General features: G+C 44.1%; 18 protein-coding genes. 5 read left to right on the forward strand and 13 right to left on the reverse strand.

What is annotated here, in order from left to right:
* Positions 1 to 99 precede the first annotated feature (99 nt).
* From AYW76_RS06960 to AYW76_RS06970, 3 genes are read right to left on the reverse strand one after another with little or no spacing between them, the layout of a single operon-like run.
* Positions 100 to 1044: a PLP-dependent cysteine synthase family protein gene (locus AYW76_RS06960; protein ID WP_067217663.1), complete on the reverse strand. Its 945-nt coding sequence runs from the start codon at positions 1042 to 1044 to the stop codon at positions 100 to 102.
* The gene (locus tag AYW76_RS06965) at positions 1041 to 1661 is read right to left on the reverse strand and encodes an HD domain-containing protein (protein ID WP_067217666.1); all 621 of its coding nucleotides are present in this window, start codon (positions 1659 to 1661) and stop codon (positions 1041 to 1043) included. The genes AYW76_RS06960 and AYW76_RS06965 overlap by 4 nt, the downstream gene beginning before the upstream one ends.
* Before the next feature lie 24 nt (positions 1662 to 1685).
* Positions 1686 to 2798: a TauD/TfdA family dioxygenase gene (locus AYW76_RS06970; RefSeq protein ID WP_067217670.1), complete on the reverse strand. Its 1113-nt coding sequence runs from the start codon at positions 2796 to 2798 to the stop codon at positions 1686 to 1688.
* A gap of 90 nt (positions 2799 to 2888) precedes the next feature.
* Between AYW76_RS06970 and AYW76_RS06975 the strand changes: the two genes are divergently transcribed.
* Positions 2889 to 3797, forward strand: coding sequence for a LysR family transcriptional regulator (locus AYW76_RS06975; RefSeq protein ID WP_067217673.1), 909 nt, complete (start codon positions 2889 to 2891; stop codon positions 3795 to 3797).
* 88 nt (positions 3798 to 3885) lie between these two features.
* Here AYW76_RS06975 and AYW76_RS06980 read toward each other — a convergent pair whose 3' ends face one another.
* The 7 genes from AYW76_RS06980 to AYW76_RS07010 form a co-directional block, all read right to left on the reverse strand.
* Positions 3886 to 4881, reverse strand: coding sequence for an AraC family transcriptional regulator (locus AYW76_RS06980; RefSeq protein WP_067217675.1), 996 nt, complete (start codon positions 4879 to 4881; stop codon positions 3886 to 3888).
* Complete coding sequence (locus tag AYW76_RS06985; RefSeq protein ID WP_067217679.1) at positions 4878 to 5627, reverse strand: SDR family NAD(P)-dependent oxidoreductase; 750 nt, start codon at positions 5625 to 5627, stop codon at positions 4878 to 4880. The genes AYW76_RS06980 and AYW76_RS06985 overlap by 4 nt, the downstream gene beginning before the upstream one ends.
* Before the next feature lie 359 nt (positions 5628 to 5986).
* Positions 5987 to 7459, reverse strand: a complete 1473-nt coding sequence (locus tag AYW76_RS06990) for a tripartite tricarboxylate transporter permease (protein ID WP_067217682.1) — start codon at positions 7457 to 7459, stop codon at positions 5987 to 5989.
* Positions 7460 to 7468: 9 nt separating this feature from the next.
* Complete coding sequence (locus tag AYW76_RS06995; RefSeq protein WP_067217685.1) at positions 7469 to 7996, reverse strand: hypothetical protein; 528 nt, start codon at positions 7994 to 7996, stop codon at positions 7469 to 7471.
* A 1-nt stretch (position 7997) separates the two neighbouring features.
* On the reverse strand, positions 7998 to 8498 hold the full coding sequence (locus AYW76_RS07000; RefSeq protein ID WP_067217689.1) for a universal stress protein: 501 nt from the start codon (positions 8496 to 8498) through the stop codon (positions 7998 to 8000).
* A gap of 55 nt (positions 8499 to 8553) precedes the next feature.
* The gene (locus tag AYW76_RS07005) at positions 8554 to 9915 is read right to left on the reverse strand and encodes an aldehyde dehydrogenase family protein (protein ID WP_067217692.1); all 1362 of its coding nucleotides are present in this window, start codon (positions 9913 to 9915) and stop codon (positions 8554 to 8556) included.
* Between the two features lie 53 nt (positions 9916 to 9968).
* A complete protein-coding gene (locus AYW76_RS07010) occupies positions 9969 to 10904 on the reverse strand; it encodes a tripartite tricarboxylate transporter substrate binding protein (protein WP_231872567.1) in 936 nt (311 codons plus the stop codon).
* Positions 10905 to 11199: 295 nt separating this feature from the next.
* Between AYW76_RS07010 and AYW76_RS07015 the strand changes: the two genes are divergently transcribed.
* From AYW76_RS07015 to hpaR, 4 genes are all read left to right on the forward strand, one after another.
* On the forward strand, positions 11200 to 12156 hold the full coding sequence (locus tag AYW76_RS07015) for a helix-turn-helix domain-containing protein (protein ID WP_067217700.1): 957 nt from the start codon (positions 11200 to 11202) through the stop codon (positions 12154 to 12156).
* 271 nt (positions 12157 to 12427) lie between these two features.
* Positions 12428 to 13597, forward strand: coding sequence for a p-hydroxyphenylacetate 3-hydroxylase oxygenase component (locus tag AYW76_RS07020; RefSeq protein ID WP_067217703.1), 1170 nt, complete (start codon positions 12428 to 12430; stop codon positions 13595 to 13597).
* Positions 13598 to 13657: 60 nt separating this feature from the next.
* The gene (locus AYW76_RS07025; RefSeq protein ID WP_067217707.1) at positions 13658 to 14572 is read left to right on the forward strand and encodes a p-hydroxyphenylacetate 3-hydroxylase reductase component; all 915 of its coding nucleotides are present in this window, start codon (positions 13658 to 13660) and stop codon (positions 14570 to 14572) included.
* 235 nt (positions 14573 to 14807) lie between these two features.
* Positions 14808 to 15239, forward strand: a complete 432-nt coding sequence (gene hpaR, locus AYW76_RS07030) for a homoprotocatechuate degradation operon regulator HpaR (RefSeq protein WP_067217711.1) — start codon at positions 14808 to 14810, stop codon at positions 15237 to 15239.
* A gap of 149 nt (positions 15240 to 15388) precedes the next feature.
* Here hpaR and AYW76_RS07035 read toward each other — a convergent pair whose 3' ends face one another.
* From AYW76_RS07035 to AYW76_RS07045, 3 genes are read right to left on the reverse strand one after another with little or no spacing between them, the layout of a single operon-like run.
* A complete protein-coding gene (locus AYW76_RS07035; protein WP_067217714.1) occupies positions 15389 to 16681 on the reverse strand; it encodes an NAD(P)/FAD-dependent oxidoreductase in 1293 nt (430 codons plus the stop codon).
* A 57-nt stretch (positions 16682 to 16738) separates the two neighbouring features.
* Complete coding sequence (locus tag AYW76_RS07040) at positions 16739 to 17161, reverse strand: RidA family protein (protein ID WP_067217718.1); 423 nt, start codon at positions 17159 to 17161, stop codon at positions 16739 to 16741.
* A gap of 52 nt (positions 17162 to 17213) precedes the next feature.
* Positions 17214 to 18353: a tyramine oxidase subunit B gene (locus AYW76_RS07045; protein WP_067217722.1), complete on the reverse strand. Its 1140-nt coding sequence runs from the start codon at positions 18351 to 18353 to the stop codon at positions 17214 to 17216.
* Positions 18354 to 18371 lie beyond the last annotated feature (18 nt).

Consider the following 18371-nt stretch of genomic DNA (forward strand, 5'->3'; position numbering starts at 1 on the left):
CATGAAGAATGAAAGATCATTAAAACAAAACCCCAGCTAAAACTGGGGTTGATCAGTATCCTGAAAATCCTTATCAATAAACACCACCTATGATTTGGCTTATTTATTGAAAAGACCGCCAGCCATATATTTAAGACCTGTATCACATGCTACGGTAACGACGGTTTTACCGGGACCTAACGTTTTGGCAAGCTTGACGGCGGCTACAACATTAAGCCCTGTAGATGTACCAGCAAGAATGCCTTCTTTCTCGGCAAGCTCTAAACACATTTCACGACCTTCAAGTTCACATACTCCCCACACTTCGTCGTAGAGCTGCTCATCTAAGAAGGGAGGTATAAAACCAATACCGATCCCTTCTACATGATGCTCACCAGCATAACCTTTTGATATAACTGGAGAAGTATCAGGTTCCAGTACATAAACTTTCGTTTCAGTGTTAGTTTGCTTTAATATTTTGGCTACGCCCATCACCATTCCGGCCACACCTGCTGCCCCACAAAATGCATCAACACCTTGTGGAAATTGTTGCACGATCTCTTGGCCAATCACTTCGTAGCCAATTAATGCATCTCGATTTGAAAATTGGTCGGTGGGATAAAAATCTGCAAGTTTTCCATATTCATCAGATTGGCTAATCATCTTGGGAATCAGGTCAGCACTAATTTTTCCCGATTCACTGTGTATGATTTCTACATCTGCACCAAATGCGTCCATAGTTTTTAATTTCTCTGGGGCAAATGCATTCGATGATATAATTTTAAATTTATAACCTTTTACAGCACAAACGAATGCGAGTGAAGAGCCAGTGCTGCCTCCGCTTGCTTCTACGATCGTCATACCAGCTTTTAATTCTCCCCGCTTTTCGGCTTCTTCAATCATGGTTTTTGCCATTCGATCTTTATAAGAGCCAGTCGGGTTGAAATATTCCAGTTTTACATAAACATCAGCACAACCAGCGGGGAGGATATTATTAAGCTTAACAACAGGTGTATTGCCTATTGCTTCAAGCATGTTGTTGCACGTTAGGACATTTTTATTCATATCGCTACTCCCGACATAGCTATATCAACTGAGCTTTTACCCATTGTTTGTGAGCCTACGTATTGTTCGGAAAAAGCTGGCCTTGTGAAAATTTTTCGGACTAATGGCTCGAAATATTCTAAAGGTTTGGTAGGGTAATCTGGGTCGAATGATGCTTGATCCCATTTCTCGCAGAAATCGACGCATTTTTGATACCAAGGGTGATCTTTGAGGTAGTCTCGCTCATTAGGGTTCCCTCCATAAAAGTGTATGTAGTAATAATTTTGAAATAAGCCATGTTGATTAATAATCCATGTAACTTCAGGCCGTACATATGGACGTAAAATCGAAGCGGCAAGTTGCGAATGGTTGTATGGAGAAAGGTCATCTCCTATGTCATGTATAAGTGCAGCAAGAACCATCTCTTCGTCTGCGCCATCGGCCTCTGCTCGAGTTGCTGTTTGTAAAGAATGTCCTAATCTTGTTACTTGATAACCTGACAAGCTATTTTCAAGGTTTCTAAGGGCACTAAGAATTCGATCAGGTAAGCCCGCCGCATAGTCACGTTCATGCTTTTCTAAAAATTCGTATTCTTCTTTTGTGCCATCTTTCATTTGGCGAAACTGTACTTTTTCCATTTCTTTCTCCTGCTTGTTTTAGGTTTACGCAAAGAGCTTTCTTTTGAGAGCTAAATAACGCCCTTTAGGCTCATCAAGATCGATATAGGCGCCCTGTAAATGGCGAAATCCTTCACTCGGATCAAAAGAGGTTCGACCATGTAAGACTCGAGTGTTATGGAACATTTGAAGCTGGCCTGGTTCTAGTTTGAAGCGCCATTCAAAGCGTTCATCGGAGAACAACTGCCCCAACCTCTTGCGTGCTCGGTGAAATACTTTTAGCTCTTCCTGTTGCAATAACGGGAGAAAATCTAATCTGGGACTGTAGGCGACGCCTTCAACTCGTCCAGCCGAATCCAACTGAATCATAGTGCGGCGCTCAATGAGGTCGACATCTTGATCGAAGTGACGGTATCGAACAGGTATTGTGCTTAGTAGTTCGACGCCATAAGGGTCTTCTTTACGTAGCTGCTCTATAACAGAAAGACTATCAACAAGTGTTGATAATCCACCTGTAGTTTCATTTTTAATACAATGCAGTAGCTGTATACCTGGCATGGGATCTCGATAAGGGTTATCAGTATGTGGCCCAAGAGGTACGGAGCGATAGGCTAAATCGTTAGAGTCTGGTCGAGTATAGACTTCAAAATATTTACCAAAGTTAGTTTGACGGACATGACCGAAAAATTCGGCGACCTCTAGGACAGTGTCAGAGCGCTCAGGTACGCCATTAACGATAATAAGGCCATATGTTATAAAGGTTTTTAGTGCATTAAAAAGACCTTTTTCTGATCTTAGGTCATCATATTCCACATAGAAATTAGATTTCTCGACATCGCTTAACCATGGCTTTGGTTCTGGCGCCCCATCCCAAATGTCAAAATCAGCATCAAATTCATTTATGTTATAAGTTCCTTCATAACCATCGCTGAATGAGATTTGCAGTTTATCTGCAGATAGAGACTCTATTTTCTTAACACGAAGGTCTTCGGGAAGTTGATGTGGATCGAAAAGACGTTGCTTGGTTACTCTGTCTAAGTGCAGTTCGTCTTGACAGCGCTCTCGAAGCCATAAAGCAGGTAGCTCAATGCTCTTCTCATCAAACTGGCCTAACAAAGCATTATTCTCTTTGTTGACTGAAAGTGTTACTTGTTTCATATTTGTCCCTCCCATATATTGGCATCAGTATCTGTTTTATTCTTCCAACAAGGCAGACTTAAACCCTAATGTGTTACATGCAGAACTCTAATGATAAAAGAAACTGACTATCCATCTATCGCGGCACTTATCGCTTTTGAGATGACTGTAAAAAAAGGCTCTATGACTAGTGCAGCAAGAGAATTAGGCATCACTCAGCCATTAGTATCTCAACGCATTCGAGCGTTAGAGGAATATGTAGGAGGCATCTTACTCGACAGGTCTAAAAAACCGATTGTAACAACCGAAGCAGGCCAAAGATTTTATAAAGACATGAAAAACGGCTTAGGTCCGCTTTTATCTTCGTTAGAAAAAGTAAAATCTAACTTGATTGAGACAAAGGTAAAGGTGTCTATTAGCGCCTATTTTGGCTTTGCCTTTTATTGGCTGATGCCAAGGTTGACAGAATTACAACGCCAGTTCCCAGACTATCTATTTGAAATTCGTCCAACGAATAGTAAACAGGATATGCTTTCATTAAATTCTGATATCTCATTTCATTTTTGCAATGAATTAGGGCAATATCAGTTTGAAAAACTACTTATCGAAGAAGAAGTTTTTCCTGTATGCTCCCCAGATTTGGCTAAAAAATTAAACCTCTCATCGGGTAAAGTATTAGGAGATTTGAGATCGCTTCCGCTCTTACATAAAGATCAAAATGACCCTAGGTGGGTAAACTGGGACAACTGGTCATCTGCACTGGGCGTTAATATACCGGATCAACCTATAATCTTTTGTTACCAAAACTACCCGCTTGTTGTTGAGGCAGCCATTGCTGGTCAAGGTCTTTGTCTTGGCTGGAAAGGTTTGTTAGATAAACAAATTGAAGAAGGTAAGTTAATTGCGTTCAATCCTGTCCTTAAATCCCCACGGCGTGGGTATCATATTTGTTCTGATTATAAATCCACCGCCGCAATCGGGTTAGTGATTGATTGGTTTATTAATGAAGTAAACAAATAACGATTATTTAAAGCGGATAACTTGATGGCGCTATACTATATTAAAGGCTTGCTTAAACATTTAATTTATTTTTTGGTTATTCATTATATTAGCCTTGCTTTAATACTGCATCACGCCATTTGGCAGGGGAAATATGCTGCCAATTTTGAAACGCTCGGAAGAAAGAAGCCTGATCCTCATAGCCCAACATATAGGCAATTTCACTTAATTCGTAACTCGCATTACGTAAATAATCCAATGCCAATTCATGCCTAGTATCGGATAGAATTGCTTGAAAACTACCGCCTTCATTATTGAGTTGGCGTTGTAACGAACGTTCACTAATAGCGAGTTCGCGGGCAATCGCTTTTAATTCGGGACGCCCAGCGGTCAGCGTTTTTCTAAGCAACCAGCGCACTTTTTCAGTATAAGATGAATTGACTTGATGTTGATTTAATTGTTCATCTAATACGTTATCAAGCATGGAGGTGAGTTCGTCATTGAAATTGATAAAAGGCAGCTCTAATTCCCTTGTATGCAAATACAGTACATCTTGTTCTGCATTCCATTTGATCGGACATTGAAAATAGGCCATCACTGCTTCTGATTTATCTCGTCGTAGCTCCAGCTTGATGTTCTTCAGTGGTGTTTCAGTGCCATGACGTCCAAGCGCAACAATGGAGCTAAAAGTTGCATCCATCAGGGAAGGTGGTGGTGAATCTCCTGCAAAAATCCAATGCGTAATAACTTTTATATATGGCTCGTCAGTTTCGAGTTTCAGTTCTTCTGGCGCGCATAATGATTTAAAACGGACTACACGTTGTAAGGCATCTCGAAATGTTCTGGCATGATATGCCACTAAAAATGACGGTGGCAATACGCTGCGATCCAACATCGTCATCAGTTCAATACCAACATCTACGCTTTTAAGCCGCTCCAATGCACTCCACAGCGCAAAAAATTGCGCTGTGGATACTTTACTTTGAGTATGACCAATTGATAAAGGTAAGCCCGCCAACCGAACTAACTGGGACCGGCTGACGCCTAATTTATCAACTCCCAACCAAAATGCTGCTGGGAGTGTATTTCGATCTGAAGTACTCATTTGGCTTGATAACCACCGTCAATATTTAAGGTATGCCCTATGACAAAACTTGCTTCATCGGAAAGTAGCCATGCAATTCCATTAGCTATTTCTTCAGGATAGCCCAAACGATTAATTGGGTGCATGGCTGCAAGCCCTTCTTCATTGGCGGCAATATGCTCTGCGATAATGTCTGTTCTGATAGCCCCCGGTGCAATCGCATTAATACGAATACCTTGAACTGCATGGTCTATTGCCGCAGACTTTGTAAGCCCGACTACAGCATGCTTGGTAGCCACATAAGTTCCCGTCATTGGTACACCGTTTAATCCAGCAATAGACGCTAAGTTTACAATCGCGCCACCACCTTGCTTAAGCATCTGAGCAATTTCATTTTTCATGCAGTAATAGACGCCCATCACATTCACATCAATCATTTCATTAAACTTTTTCGTATCAGATTGATCAAGCGTTGCGGCTTCGTTATAGACACCTGCATTGTTAACAGCCATATCTAGGCGCCCAAATTCAGAGACTACCTGTGCAATCATTTGCTGGATAGCTGTTTCATCCGTCACATCGTTGCGAATAAACTTAACGATAGCGCCATTAATGGCAACGGATTCAATGTCAGCTATAGCACCGCTAGCTAACTCTTCTCGACGCCCTGAAATAACCACATTCACGCCTTGGCTAATCAGTTTTTTAGCCGTGGCCTTACCAATTCCTGTTGCTCCACCTGTAATAAGTGCCGTTTTAAGTGTCATGTTGATTCCTCTGTCGTTATCGTTAATGTCGATTCACTGTAAGAGAAAACACGATCTAAAAACTTGCAAATCACGCCAATGGTATTGCATGAGGCGCCAATATTTCTTAATTACGCATTCCAGTATTAATAGAAAGCTAATGGCACTAGGGAACTAGATACGCTAAAAGCCCAGGTTTTTAGCAAATTGAAAAGCAAATCAAGTCAGTCGTGGCTCAGTGCCAATTAGCTGACTTATTCGAGCATTCTCTAGTCGAATGATAGTATATAGGCCCGTTTAAATCATCAGAGCTTATCCTTGATGATCAGCCATAAAAAAACGCTCAATTGAGCGTTTTTTTATGGCTAAAAGAGCTTTACCTAACGAGCTTTTAGCTTACTAATGGTAAAGATTGCAATTGATCCAATTGTTAACGTGAGTAACGTCAAAGAGATCGGGCGGTCTATAAAGATACCGAACTCACCATTTGACACCCCCAGCGCCTGCCTCATTCGATCAAGGAAAACCGGCCCCAGTACCAACCCTAAAATGATCGGGACGGCGGGGATATTATTGCGTTTCATAATATAGCCAATCACAGAAAAGCCTAACGCAATCAGTGCATCGGTAATTTGATAGTTTTGACTGTACGCACCAAGGAACGCCAGTACAAAAATCAGAGCACCAATAAAACGTCCTCGAATACGTGTAATGTTGACAATGTATTTCGATGCAAACGTTAAGTAGGCAAACACAAACACATTCATAAAGAACAATGATACGTATAGGCCCGAAATAAACTCAGGATGCTCAGCAAACAAACGTGGTCCAGGAATATAGTTATGCACCATAAAGACCGATAATAACATCGCCATCAAGGCATCCGCAGGTATACCAAAAGCCAACAATGGAATCATCACCGAAGCGGTTACCGCATTATTTGAGGTCTCCGACGCGACAATACCGGCTTCCGCACCATTGCCAAACTCTTCCGGATTTTTGGAGAACTTTTGCGCCAACGTATAGGAAAAGAATTGCGAACCGAACTCTCCCACACCCGGTAACAATCCCATAACCACGCCTAAAATAGCAGAACGTATCGCCGTTACTTTATTTCGTAGCAGCACCGTAAAACCACTAAAGTGCCCTGATCCTTCTAATTTCGTTTTAAACGAGTCGCCACTCTTCTTAGACAGTAAAATATAAGCCTGCGACATGGCAAACAAACCAATTACAGCTGGCACTAATGGGATGCCCGCTAATAAGAAAGGCTCATCGAACGTATACACTTGAGTATTATAAGATCGGTCAATACCGATGGTTCCTAAGAACATGCCCAAGCCAATCATGGCCGCCGCTTCGATGGCAAATTTGTTATGTGCCAGCACTACAAACACCATTCCTAATAAGGCCAGCATGGCAAACTCAGCCGAGCCGAATAAGGTCGCCACTTGAGACAACATGGGCGCAAAGAACACCAATGATAAAACCGAGATGATCCCGCCAAAAAACGAAGACGTATAAGCGATGGAAAGCGCTTTTTTACCTTCTCCTCGCTTTGCCATCGGATAACCATCATAGGTCGTCAGCACGGCCACTGGCGTCCCCGGGGTATTCATCAATATGGCTGGAATGGCTCCACCATACCAAGCCCCCCCGTATACACCTAAAAGCAGTGTCACACCAAACAGCGGCTCCATTGAAAACGTCAATGGCAACAAAATCGCCATCACGCCCGCAGGCTCTAAGCCTGGAATTGAGCCGATTGTCACCCCAATCAACGCACCAATTATGACAGCCCATATAACACCGCCACTGAAGACTTCATTTAAACCTAAAGTAATGAGTTCCATCGTTGCTCTCTATAAATAGCTGTTCATAAAATAAAGCAGTTCACCGCTGAAAAGCGTTTCGTATAAGGTGACATCTGGAAACCAAATATTGACACCAACGCGGAAGATCAAAACGATTAAAGTGACTGCAACCAAAGCATAAAATGCCCAGAACCAAGTTAAGAGGCGGCTAAGCCAAAGCAGAGACAGGACAAAGAGTAAGGTAGAGACCGCAAAGCCAATCACACCAATTGCGTAGATATAGACAATAAACAAAGTCCCTGTAATCAGAACAATTTGATAATAGGGTAAATTATCGATCAATCCCCTTACGATCGTATCGTCGCCTGGTTGAGGGCGCAGTACGGTTAAGAGTTTCAGAAATGAGAAAAACGCCAGTACACTTAGACCAACAAGAGGAGCAACAAAGGGTTGTGTATACCAGCCGCGTGCGCGTTTCATTTCCGTTGTATGTTCTGGAAAACTGAAGATTAGATACATGGTAACCACGAACGTTACGATGAAGAAAAGTTTCGACTTACGTTGCGCTTGATCCATCCTACCCTCCTTGTTTACTGCTTTTAACAGTATTTGAAATGGGTACGATCAACACCGGTATCGCAGCATTATGAATCACTTTTTGCGCCGTAGAACCTAGGAAAAGACGAGATAATGCATTGACTCTTCGATCCCCCATTACGATCATTCCAGCGCCAATCTCTTTAGACACTTGAACAATTTTCTTTGCTGGATCACCAAAGGTTACTACCACTTCTATAGCGTTTTCATCGACAGAAGACGTTTCGAGCTCTTCGACGATAAAGTTATGAATACGTGTTCTCATATAAGCACTGATTTCTTTTTTAAGTGCCTCTAAGTGCTTATCATGAGCCTCTTTAATTTCATAGCCACTCATCATTTCATCTTGTCCGCGATGAAACTGATCTGACACGTGTAAAAAGAAGATTTTTCCATTCGTCTGTATCGCTTGCTCTAATGCGGCATGCAGTACAACTCGACTCCCTTTTTCTAAATCCGAAGCATACAGAATGTTCTTCATTCTAATCCCCAAAAAAAAGCGCAGCTATCTTACTGATAACTGCGCTTTTTACTTTCTATTTTGCTCGATTTACCACTTTACGAACGGTGTACTCAAGCAAGCCTTCTTGACCAAACTCAACGCCCATACCGGAATCTTTGTTACCACCAAATGGAATATGCGGTAACACCTCTGCATGGTTATTGATCCAAACGGTACCGGAGTCTAATTGCTCTACCACCCAATCGCGTTCGGGGCATTCTTCCCCCCAAACAGAGCCCCCTAAGGCAAACTCCTTATGGATCGCATGAGACATCACCTCTTCTAGGTTATCGTAAGGAATGATCGGTAATACCGGACCAAACTGCTCCTCACAAACCACAGACATGTCATGTTTAGGATCTTTAATCAGTGTTGGCGCGATAAAATAACCATTTAGCCCAGCAGGCAATGATGGTTGAATCACTTCAGCACCCGCCGCTTTGGCTTCTTCAATCATAGCGTTGACACTATTAAATTGTTTTTCATTTTGCACTGGACCAAACGTCACTCCCTCATCCATACCATTACCAACAACTTGCGCTGCCGCAATTTTCGTCAAGGCATCCGACAAGGCTTCGTACTTAGAGCGATGTACGTACAAACGTTTCAAACAGGCACAGGTTTGACCCATATTGATAAACGAAGTCATATAGATCTTTTCAGCGACCTTACTGATATCCGCGTTTTCCAACACGATACCCGCATCGTTACCACCTAGCTCAAGGGTCACTTTCTTCAGATCCGCTACAGCGATTTGCGCTAAATGCTTACCGACTGGCGTGGAACCCGTGAAAACCAGTTTCTTTACATCTGGGTGTTTCACCAACGGTTCACCTACCGCGCGCCCTCCGCCAATGACCACTTGAACCAAGTTTGGTACCGTGTGCTTATTGATGATTTCAGCGAGTTTGATCGTGTTTATTGGTGTCGTTGAAGCCGGTTTGATCACCACACTACAACCTGCACGAAGCGCTGGCATAATGTGCCACACGGCAATCATTAACGGCCAATTCCAAGGCGTAATAGAGGCCACGACGCCCACAGGCAGTCTTTGTTCCTCTACATAACGCTCTGCACTGTCTTCTATTACAACGGGTTCTAGGCTTAACTCGGCATTATAACGAGTCCAACCTGCAGCACCGCCAACTTCCATTTGCGCGATGGCCATGGGTTTGCCCTGCTCCGAAACAATAATTTCAGCCAACTCAGCACCACAAGCTTCGATTTCATCTGCCACGCGATGCATGGCTTGCGTGCGTTCTGCAGCCGATGTTTTGCGCCAGATTTCAAATGCGCTTTTGGCATTTTCAACCGCTGCATTTAAGCCAGCAGAGTCAGTCTCTTCAATGCTTTTATAAACGGATTTGGTTGCAGGGTTAATGATATTAATTGCCATGTTTCATACACCATTTTTATTTTGAGCCAATTTTTATCGCGCTAAACTGTGCGTTACATTGCTTCTGAAAGTTTTTTCGCACTTTCATAGTCCAGTTCGATTCGTTTTTCCGCATCATCCATATCTGTCCAGTAAACACCGGCACCCGTTGACTCTTGAAGCTTAATAACTTCAGGTGACTGTAGGGCTTGCTGAGCAATGACTGAGATTTTCTCTTTAATGTCACGCGGCGTGCCTTTTTTAACGAACAAGCCATTCCAAAGCGTTTGCGTAATACCTGTCGCTTCATTCAATGTTTGTACATCTGGGGCAATAATAAGACGATCATAAGTAAACGATGTTAATAACTTCACATCACCAGAATCCAAGCAAGGCAATATTTGCTGAGTGGTTGTGTTGGCAATGTCGGCATCGCCATTTGCCAGCGCCGCACAGTTCAATTCATTGAAAGCAGAGTCTGAGGCGATTTTGATACCCAATTTATCCGCCGCTTGGAATGTAAGAGCAGTTGGAAGCGCTTGGTACCCAAAGTGGCCTAGGGAGATATTGTGATCTTTCGAGTATTCCGCCAGTTCAGCAAGATTGTTATAAGGAGAATCCGCTTTGGTTGCTAATACGAACGGGTAGTCTAAGAAAATACCAATCGGTTCGAACGCGTCTTTGTCATACGGCGCATTACCACCGACCACGGCAGAGGTCACCAAGTCCACAACAAAAGAACCAATCACGCTGCCATCAGGGCGCGATTGTGCTACCGATGTCGCGCCTAACACACCGCCACCACCAGGCTTGTTTACAACGGTCGCTGGTACGCCTGTCTGCTTTGACATTTCTTCAGCGATTCGGCGAGTCAAGATGTCTTCTATATCGCCAGGAGGCCATGGCACAATAAAACGAACTGGGCGATTAGGGTATTCCGCAGCATTCGCGGCCGTCGATACAGCCCCCATCAGCATAGTGCATGCGATTGGGGCAAGAATTAGTTTCATGCTCTTATTCATTTTTATGCTTCCTTTTGTTTGTTATAAGTAAAAATTACACTTGCGTCTGTCTATGCTCTATGTCCCGTTGGGGACATTTTTATACTCCTACCTTGCTCGGCGTTTCATATCGATCGCTTTTAAATCGAACTTGGAAGTAAATTTGCACTTTTTGTAAACACCATCCTCTTTTATTTCAACAAATCACTATCCAGTTTTGGCAAAACTGCTTCATCAACCTTTACATATGTAAGTTATTCACCGATGTTTATATCTTGAACTTTAGCTGTTTGGAGGGGCTCCCATGAACCACGAAGCTCAACAAGACTTAACCTATCACCACGAGGTGACCCACAATACGGAAGAGCATTCAGCGGCATGGAGAGGTTGGCAGATCACTTGTGATCAAGTAACTGATGGCCAATTCGAGGGCGAAGTAACCGAACTAGCGTTCGATGATTTGCAATTAATTAGAGATCGTTCCAATCAAGCCTTGGTTAAAACAGGGCAAGCAATGAAGAACTTCTTAACATTCAGCGTACCTGCTCGCCAGCATACGCAAGAGTTTTACTGTGATGGGCACCTATCGGTGGCCAATCATATTTTGATTGCGCCAGCCGATCGCTTACCTGAGATTCATACACCTAGCAACCTAGATATCTTTTGCATCAGTGTTGATTTAGACGTGATAAAAAACATGTTAAGCAATCAAGGCATTGAGTCTGGCTTAAACAGCTACGCAAGCTCTACCTACCTAAAAGAAGCCTGTTTTGGTGAGGAGTTGAGTGATTGTTTGCATACAATTTTTTCATCAGACCTGTCGACACAACAACTGGAATACTCCCGAATTCAAAACGGCATCAAAGGTACGATCATGCAACACTTAATCGACCTAGCTGATTCAGGGGATAATTACGCAATAACACCTTTGGCACGCAAAGTCATGGTCGACCGAGCGCGAGAGTATGTCCTTGCCAATTTAGATACCCCACCCACTATTCTCGAGTTATGCAATGTTGTGGGTGCCAGCCGCCGCAAACTGCAATACTGCTTCCAAGAAACCTTCGGCTTAAGCCCTATGTCCTATCTTAGGATCATGCGACTTAATGCCGCACATCGAGATTTATTGCATTATTCTAATCAATACAATATTCAAGATATCGCTGCAAAATGGGGCTTTCTTCACTACGGCCGCTTTGCCTCTGAGTATCGTACGCTGTTTGCGGAGTTGCCTTCGCAGACCATAAAACGTGCGTCATAAATCCTATTAGCGCCACTCAACACACTGATTGATTGTGTTTGACACAACCAACCAGTGTGTGCGTCTTTCAGGCTCCAGCCTACACACCTAACTGCCGATATAATCGCGCTGATAGCTCACCACTCGACATCAGATTTTTTGCCTCTTACTCATTTAAACACGACTTTTTTTCTAGAAATGTCCTAGAAGTCCTTGAGAAATGTCCATTCAAACACCTACCGATTAGACCAATAATAAAGTTACTTTCACGATAACAATAAGAGAGAATGGCATGAAACGTCACAACCCATTACTAGAAGACCTTAAATCTGTCCTACCTGCGATCGCCGAAAATGCAAGCAAAACAGAAGCGTTGCGCCAAGTCCCTAAAGAAAATATCGAACTGCTAAAAAAAGTCGGTTTACATAAAGCTTTTTTGCCAAAAGCGTATGGTGGTTATGAGATTTCCTTACCTGAATTCTGTGATTGCATTGCAGCACTGGCAGGCGCCTGTTGCAGCACGGCATGGGCCTTTAGCTTACTTTGCACGCATAACCATCAAATGGCGTTGTTTTCAAAACAGCTGCAAGACGATGTTTGGAAAGAAAATCCAGATGCGATGGCCAGCAGTAGTATTGCCCCATTTGGACGCTATCAAGAAGCCGAAGGCGGCATCATTTTTAATGGTGATATGAAATGGAGCAGTGGTTGTGACCACGCAGACTGGGCCATTGTTGGCTTCTTACGTGATAATGCTGAAGGCGCAAAAGATTACTGTTTTGCTGTCATCCCAAGTTCTGATTACCACATTGATGATGATTGGCACGCAATGGCGATGAAAGGATCCGGTACCAAAACACTGGTGATTAAAGACGCTTTTGTACCAGAACATCGTATTCAAAAAGCCAAAGACATGATGGAAGGCAAATCGGCTGGTTACGATTTATACCCTGATAGTAAGATTTTTTACGCTCCCTACCGCCCTTATTTTGCCTCTGGCTTTGCTGCGATGGCACTAGGGGTTGCTGAACGCATGGTCGAAGTGTTCCAAGAAGTAACGTCCACCCGAGTTCGCGCATACACAGGTGCAAAAGTTCATGCGGCTACGCCTGCCTTAATGCGTCTAGCGGAGTCAAAGCACCAAGTCATGGCAGCACGTGCCTTTATGGAAAAGACCTGGGATGAGCATAAAGCGTTTGCAGAAGCGCATCGTTACCCAACGCGTGAAGAGTTGGCCTACTGGCGTACCAATCAAGCGTATTCTGTCAAAATGAGTATCGAAGCGGTGGACCGTTTGTTTAATGCCATCGGAGCAACACAATGGATGCTCGACAAAGAAGCACAACGTTTATTCCGTGATACGCATATGTGTGGTGCCCACGCCTACACCGACTACGATGTCTGTGCACAAATATTAGGACGTGAGCTGATGGGCCTTGAGCCAGACCCTTCCCTTCTTTAAGAAAGGTCTGAGCATTCTCCCTACGTTTAACCACTACTATTGATAGAGAGCACCCTAATTATGAGTTTTGATCCTAAAGAATTTCGTCGTTGTCTTGGTAACTTCGCAACCGGTGTCACCGTTATTACGGCGCAAGCTGAAGATGGCACCAAAGTCGGTGTGACCGCAAACAGCTTTAACTCCGTTTCACTTGATCCTGCCTTGGTTTTATGGAGCATTGTCAAAGAGTCAAGCAGCTACCCGATTCTAGAAAAAGCCTCGCATTTCGCCGTCAACATCTTGGCGGCCGATCAGATTGATTTGTCTAATAACTTTGCCCGTCCAAGTGATGACAAATTTGCCAACGTGGCATTTGAAGCGGGCGCTGGCCAAGCGCCACTACTTCACAATACGGCGGCCAATTTCCAGTGTGAAAATTATCAAATTGTCGACGGCGGTGACCACTGGATTATGATCGGTAAAGTGGTAGCGTTTGAAAATAATGGTCGTAGCCCACTGTTGTACGTACAAGGCAGTTATGCGGGCGCCATTCCGTTTACCGGAACACAATCACCTGATAAAAATGTCGCCTCACCTGAAACGCTAGAACGTCTGCACAACAGCGCCATCTATCTGATGAATAAGGTTTTGCAAAAACTGCAAGAAAACTACCTGCCAAAGCAGTCAGCTACCGGGCTTAGCTCCAGTGAAGCTCGTTTATTATTAGTATTAAGCGATGCACCCAATGTGTCATACGATGACCTCACCAACTTGGTGACCATTCCAGAGCCGGATGTCCAAGCTGGGATAGAACGTTTGCAAACGTCAGGCTTAATAAACCAAGCGATGGCCCTTACTGACAAAGGGCTGGAGATGGCAGACCGACTTTGGGCTATTTCCAAGCAACAGACCGACGAAGTGTTCAGTTCTTTTGACGATGAACAATATCAAAGCTTCAAGCTACAACTGCAAACACTTTTGAAGCAACTGTCATAACGCACACACTTAAACTCATCAGTCCCTTCATTTAAAAACTAAGGCAGATCAAACGGCCTTAGTTTTTTTATGTTTCAATTCTGACGCGTATTCTTGCATGCAGTTCAAAAATCCACACACTCGCCTCTTCTCGCATCGCATAGAAATGAGTACGACTAATGCTGTTCATAGTAAAACGATCCTTATAAAATAAGGGCTCAATTAACGTTCCCCAGACAGAGCAGCTTACACGTCTATGAAAAAACTCGAAGACTCACTGACCCTCCAACTTCTGCGTGCACGCGAATCTGCCATGACTTTCTTTCGCCCCGTACTTCTTAAGGCGGGCTTTACAGAACAACAGTGGCGAGTGCTTCGTGTTTTAAACGATCATGAAGAATTGGAAGCAAAACAGCTTGCGCATTTATGCTGTATTTTAAGCCCTAGCCTGACACGGATTGTTAATCGCTTTGTCGAAGAAAAAATGATTATTCGCAAGCGCTCTCATGAAGATCAGCGCATCACACTGTTATCTCTAACCGAGGAAGCTAAAGCGTTAGTCAAAGAATTTCGACCGAATGTCGACGCCGGTTATAAACAAATTGTGGACAAACTCGGGGAAGATAAAGTAAAGCAGCTTAGCCAGCTTTTAAAAGAAGTGATTGATATTTCTGCTAGCGGAAAATAAAAAAAAGCGCAATTTACATTGCGCGAATAGTGAGTAAGGGCAGAACTCATATCTATTTCAATCATTTTGCAGTCATCCATTACCACACGATCATTGTATCGATCTAAATATCCTTTAAGAATAGCTCTTTCGGGACATTTCTAACGACATCAGAAACGCGAGAATCGGTACGGGCTTGGGTCAATAATGGGGGATTCATTACTGACCAAGTCCGCTGCGAGTTGACCCGCAGCAGGTCCCGTACCGAAACCGTGCCCTGAAAAACCTGTTGCAACCGTTAAGCCTGGTATCTCGGCAATGCGGTCAATCACGGGGTTAGAATCAGGTGTCACATCAATAATCCCAGCCCAAGCTTCCTCAATTTCAGCCTTCTCAAACACTGGCCATGCATTACTTAGATTGTTCAACGCATCTTGGTTTAAGCCATGGTTAACGTCAGGGTTATTGACTCGCACTTTTTCAAATGGCGAGACACTGTCACTTTTCCAGTGGCGCCCTAACGCTATATCTTTAAAGAAGGTACAGCCGAACGAGATTTTCAAGAAACTACGCTGAGTACGCAATTGATCTAAGTATTTGCTGCCAATTAATAAATGGTCCAGTGTCACCGGCGCATCCAATTTACCGCGTTGGGTAATGATATAGCCGCCATCTTGATGTTTACGAAAAGAAAAGTCCGGTCCACCTACGGCAATGTCGGTTGGCCCGTCCATGGGTTTTGTGCGCAATACCGAACACACCAATGGTAAGGTAGGCAATGAAATGCCATGGTTACCCAGGAAGCGACGCGACCAGGCGCCACCTGTTAGCAATACTTGGTCACACAGAATTTCTCCTTTCTCTGTCACGACACCACTGATTTTACCCGCGCTGGTTTGCAGTGTTCTTACAGCGCAGTTTTGCACAAAGACAGCACCTTTCGCCATGGCCGCTTTCGCCATGGCTGGCACCGCAATAGACGGTTCCGCTTTACCATCCGTCGGTGTGTACAAGCCCCCTTTCCACTGACCTTGGCCACCTGGAACGTGCTGATCAATGTCTTTTTGGCTTAACAGCTTAGAACCCAGATCCAATGATTCAACAGATTTTAGCCAGCCTTCATGCATGGCTAGCTGTTCATCGGTTTGTGACAGAAACATGATGCCAGATTGCTTATAACCCACGTCTGAGCCAATACGTTCGGGCATTTGTGCCCACAGACGATCCGCGGCTAAGGCCAAAGGCACATCGTCAACATGACGGCTGGTTTTACGAATCCAGCCCAAATTTCGAGACGATTGCTCTCCTCCAAGATGACCTTTTTCGATGACCACAACCGGTATGTTGCGTTCAGCCAAAGCTAAAGCAGCCGACACGCCAACGATACCCCCGCCGATAATGACCACGGATGTTGAATCAGGCAACGTATCCTGCGTTGCTATTCGTTCTAGCGTAATCGTCATAGATATTTCACCTCAAAAAGCCCTCCTTAATTGAGAGGGCTTTACTTAACAATCTAATTATTGAGAAACGTTAATTGTTTCAACGTCTGCTTCAGAAGCACCACGGTAAGCCGTTACTTCTAGTTCAACCTTGTACACAGTAGAACCTAGAGGTGGGCATGTAACGGTTGTCACTGGGTCTACGCCACGGAATTTCGTACCGATGAATTCCATGACTTTTGCCGTATCCTCTGGGTCTTGGATAAACACGCGCGACACCACAACGTCTTTCAAACTAGCGCCAACCGGTACCAGAGCACGTTCAATGTTTTTGAATACTTGCTCGGCTTGCTCAATGACATCTTCTGGGATTTCCTGCGTGTCTGGATTACGCCCTGCTGTATTTGATACATAAATCCAGTTATCAACGGCCACAACACGAGAGTAGCTGGCGATTTCTTCAAACTTAGAGCCAGTTTTTACTTTAACAATTTTAGTCATTTACACACCTATGGAATGTGATTAGTTAGAATTTAGATCGTCAGTCACGTTGTTAGCGCAACACTGGGGTATCCCAAAGATTTAAAGGAACACCGATGCCTTTTTCGATTGCGTTACGGTAGACAACCGTTGCCCATGCCACGTCTTCTACCGGCATGCCACCAACCGACATAATGATGATTTCTTCGTCATTTTGGCGCGCTGGGGTATCACCAGCGACAATCGCCCCTAGGTCTTCAAGGTCTGACTCAGACATTAATTTGTCATCGATCATGTCCATGAAACGCATACCGACCAATGGAATAGTATGGTGCGCAGGTTTCGGTACTTCTTCGTACCACGCTTTGTAGAGACCAATGCTGTCCATCACTTTACGCACGTTGTCGCTGCTCATGCCATCGTCCAACATACAACTCGCTGGCATCGCTAGGAATGCGCCAGGTTTCACCCATTCATGTTTCACCATTGGGTATTTCGACGGGTCGCCTACTTCGCCAGAGTTACAGTAAGAAACCAGATCGGAGCCACGTACAACCTCTTCTACGCTGTCCACGACGTGTACATTTTTAAGTTGCGGGTAGTTTTCTTTGACCCATTCGACAAACGCGTCCAGATTTTTTTGACCACGACCTTTGATCTTGATCGTATCGACGTTTGGGCGAACCGCCATAAACGAGGCAACGGTCGTTTTCCCCATCACGCCGGGACCTAAAAGGCCAATCACCTTGGCGTCTTTACGCGCCAGATGACGTGCACCCACACCAGGAATTGCACCTGTTCGGTAAGCCGAAAGAAGGTTTGCAGACATAAATGCTAATGGCGCGCCCGTTTCAATGTCATTCAAGATCATCAACAAAATAGAACGTGGCAAGCCGCGTTCACGGTTAGCAATATTAGAGCCGTACCACTTCACACCACTGGTTTGAAAGTTGCCACCTAGATAAGCCGGCATCGCCATCAAGCGACGATCTGCCGTAGGCTTAGGCATGGTTGGAAAAGGTGACTCATCTGGAAAGGTAATCATTGCCCCATGCGAATCATTGTTGGGCCCCGCCATGCGATAGTCGCCATGATGTAGCAACCCAAACATCTCTTCCATTGTATCTACGCATTGCGCCATATCGGTGACGCCAGCTTTGATCATGTCTTCTTCTGAAAGGTAGATGAAATCAATCTTAGTATTCTCAGTCATAGCCATACCTATCTAAAA

Source organism: Marinomonas gallaica (genome assembly GCF_001639745.1).
Classification (GTDB): Bacteria; Pseudomonadota; Gammaproteobacteria; order Pseudomonadales; family Marinomonadaceae; genus Marinomonas; species Marinomonas gallaica.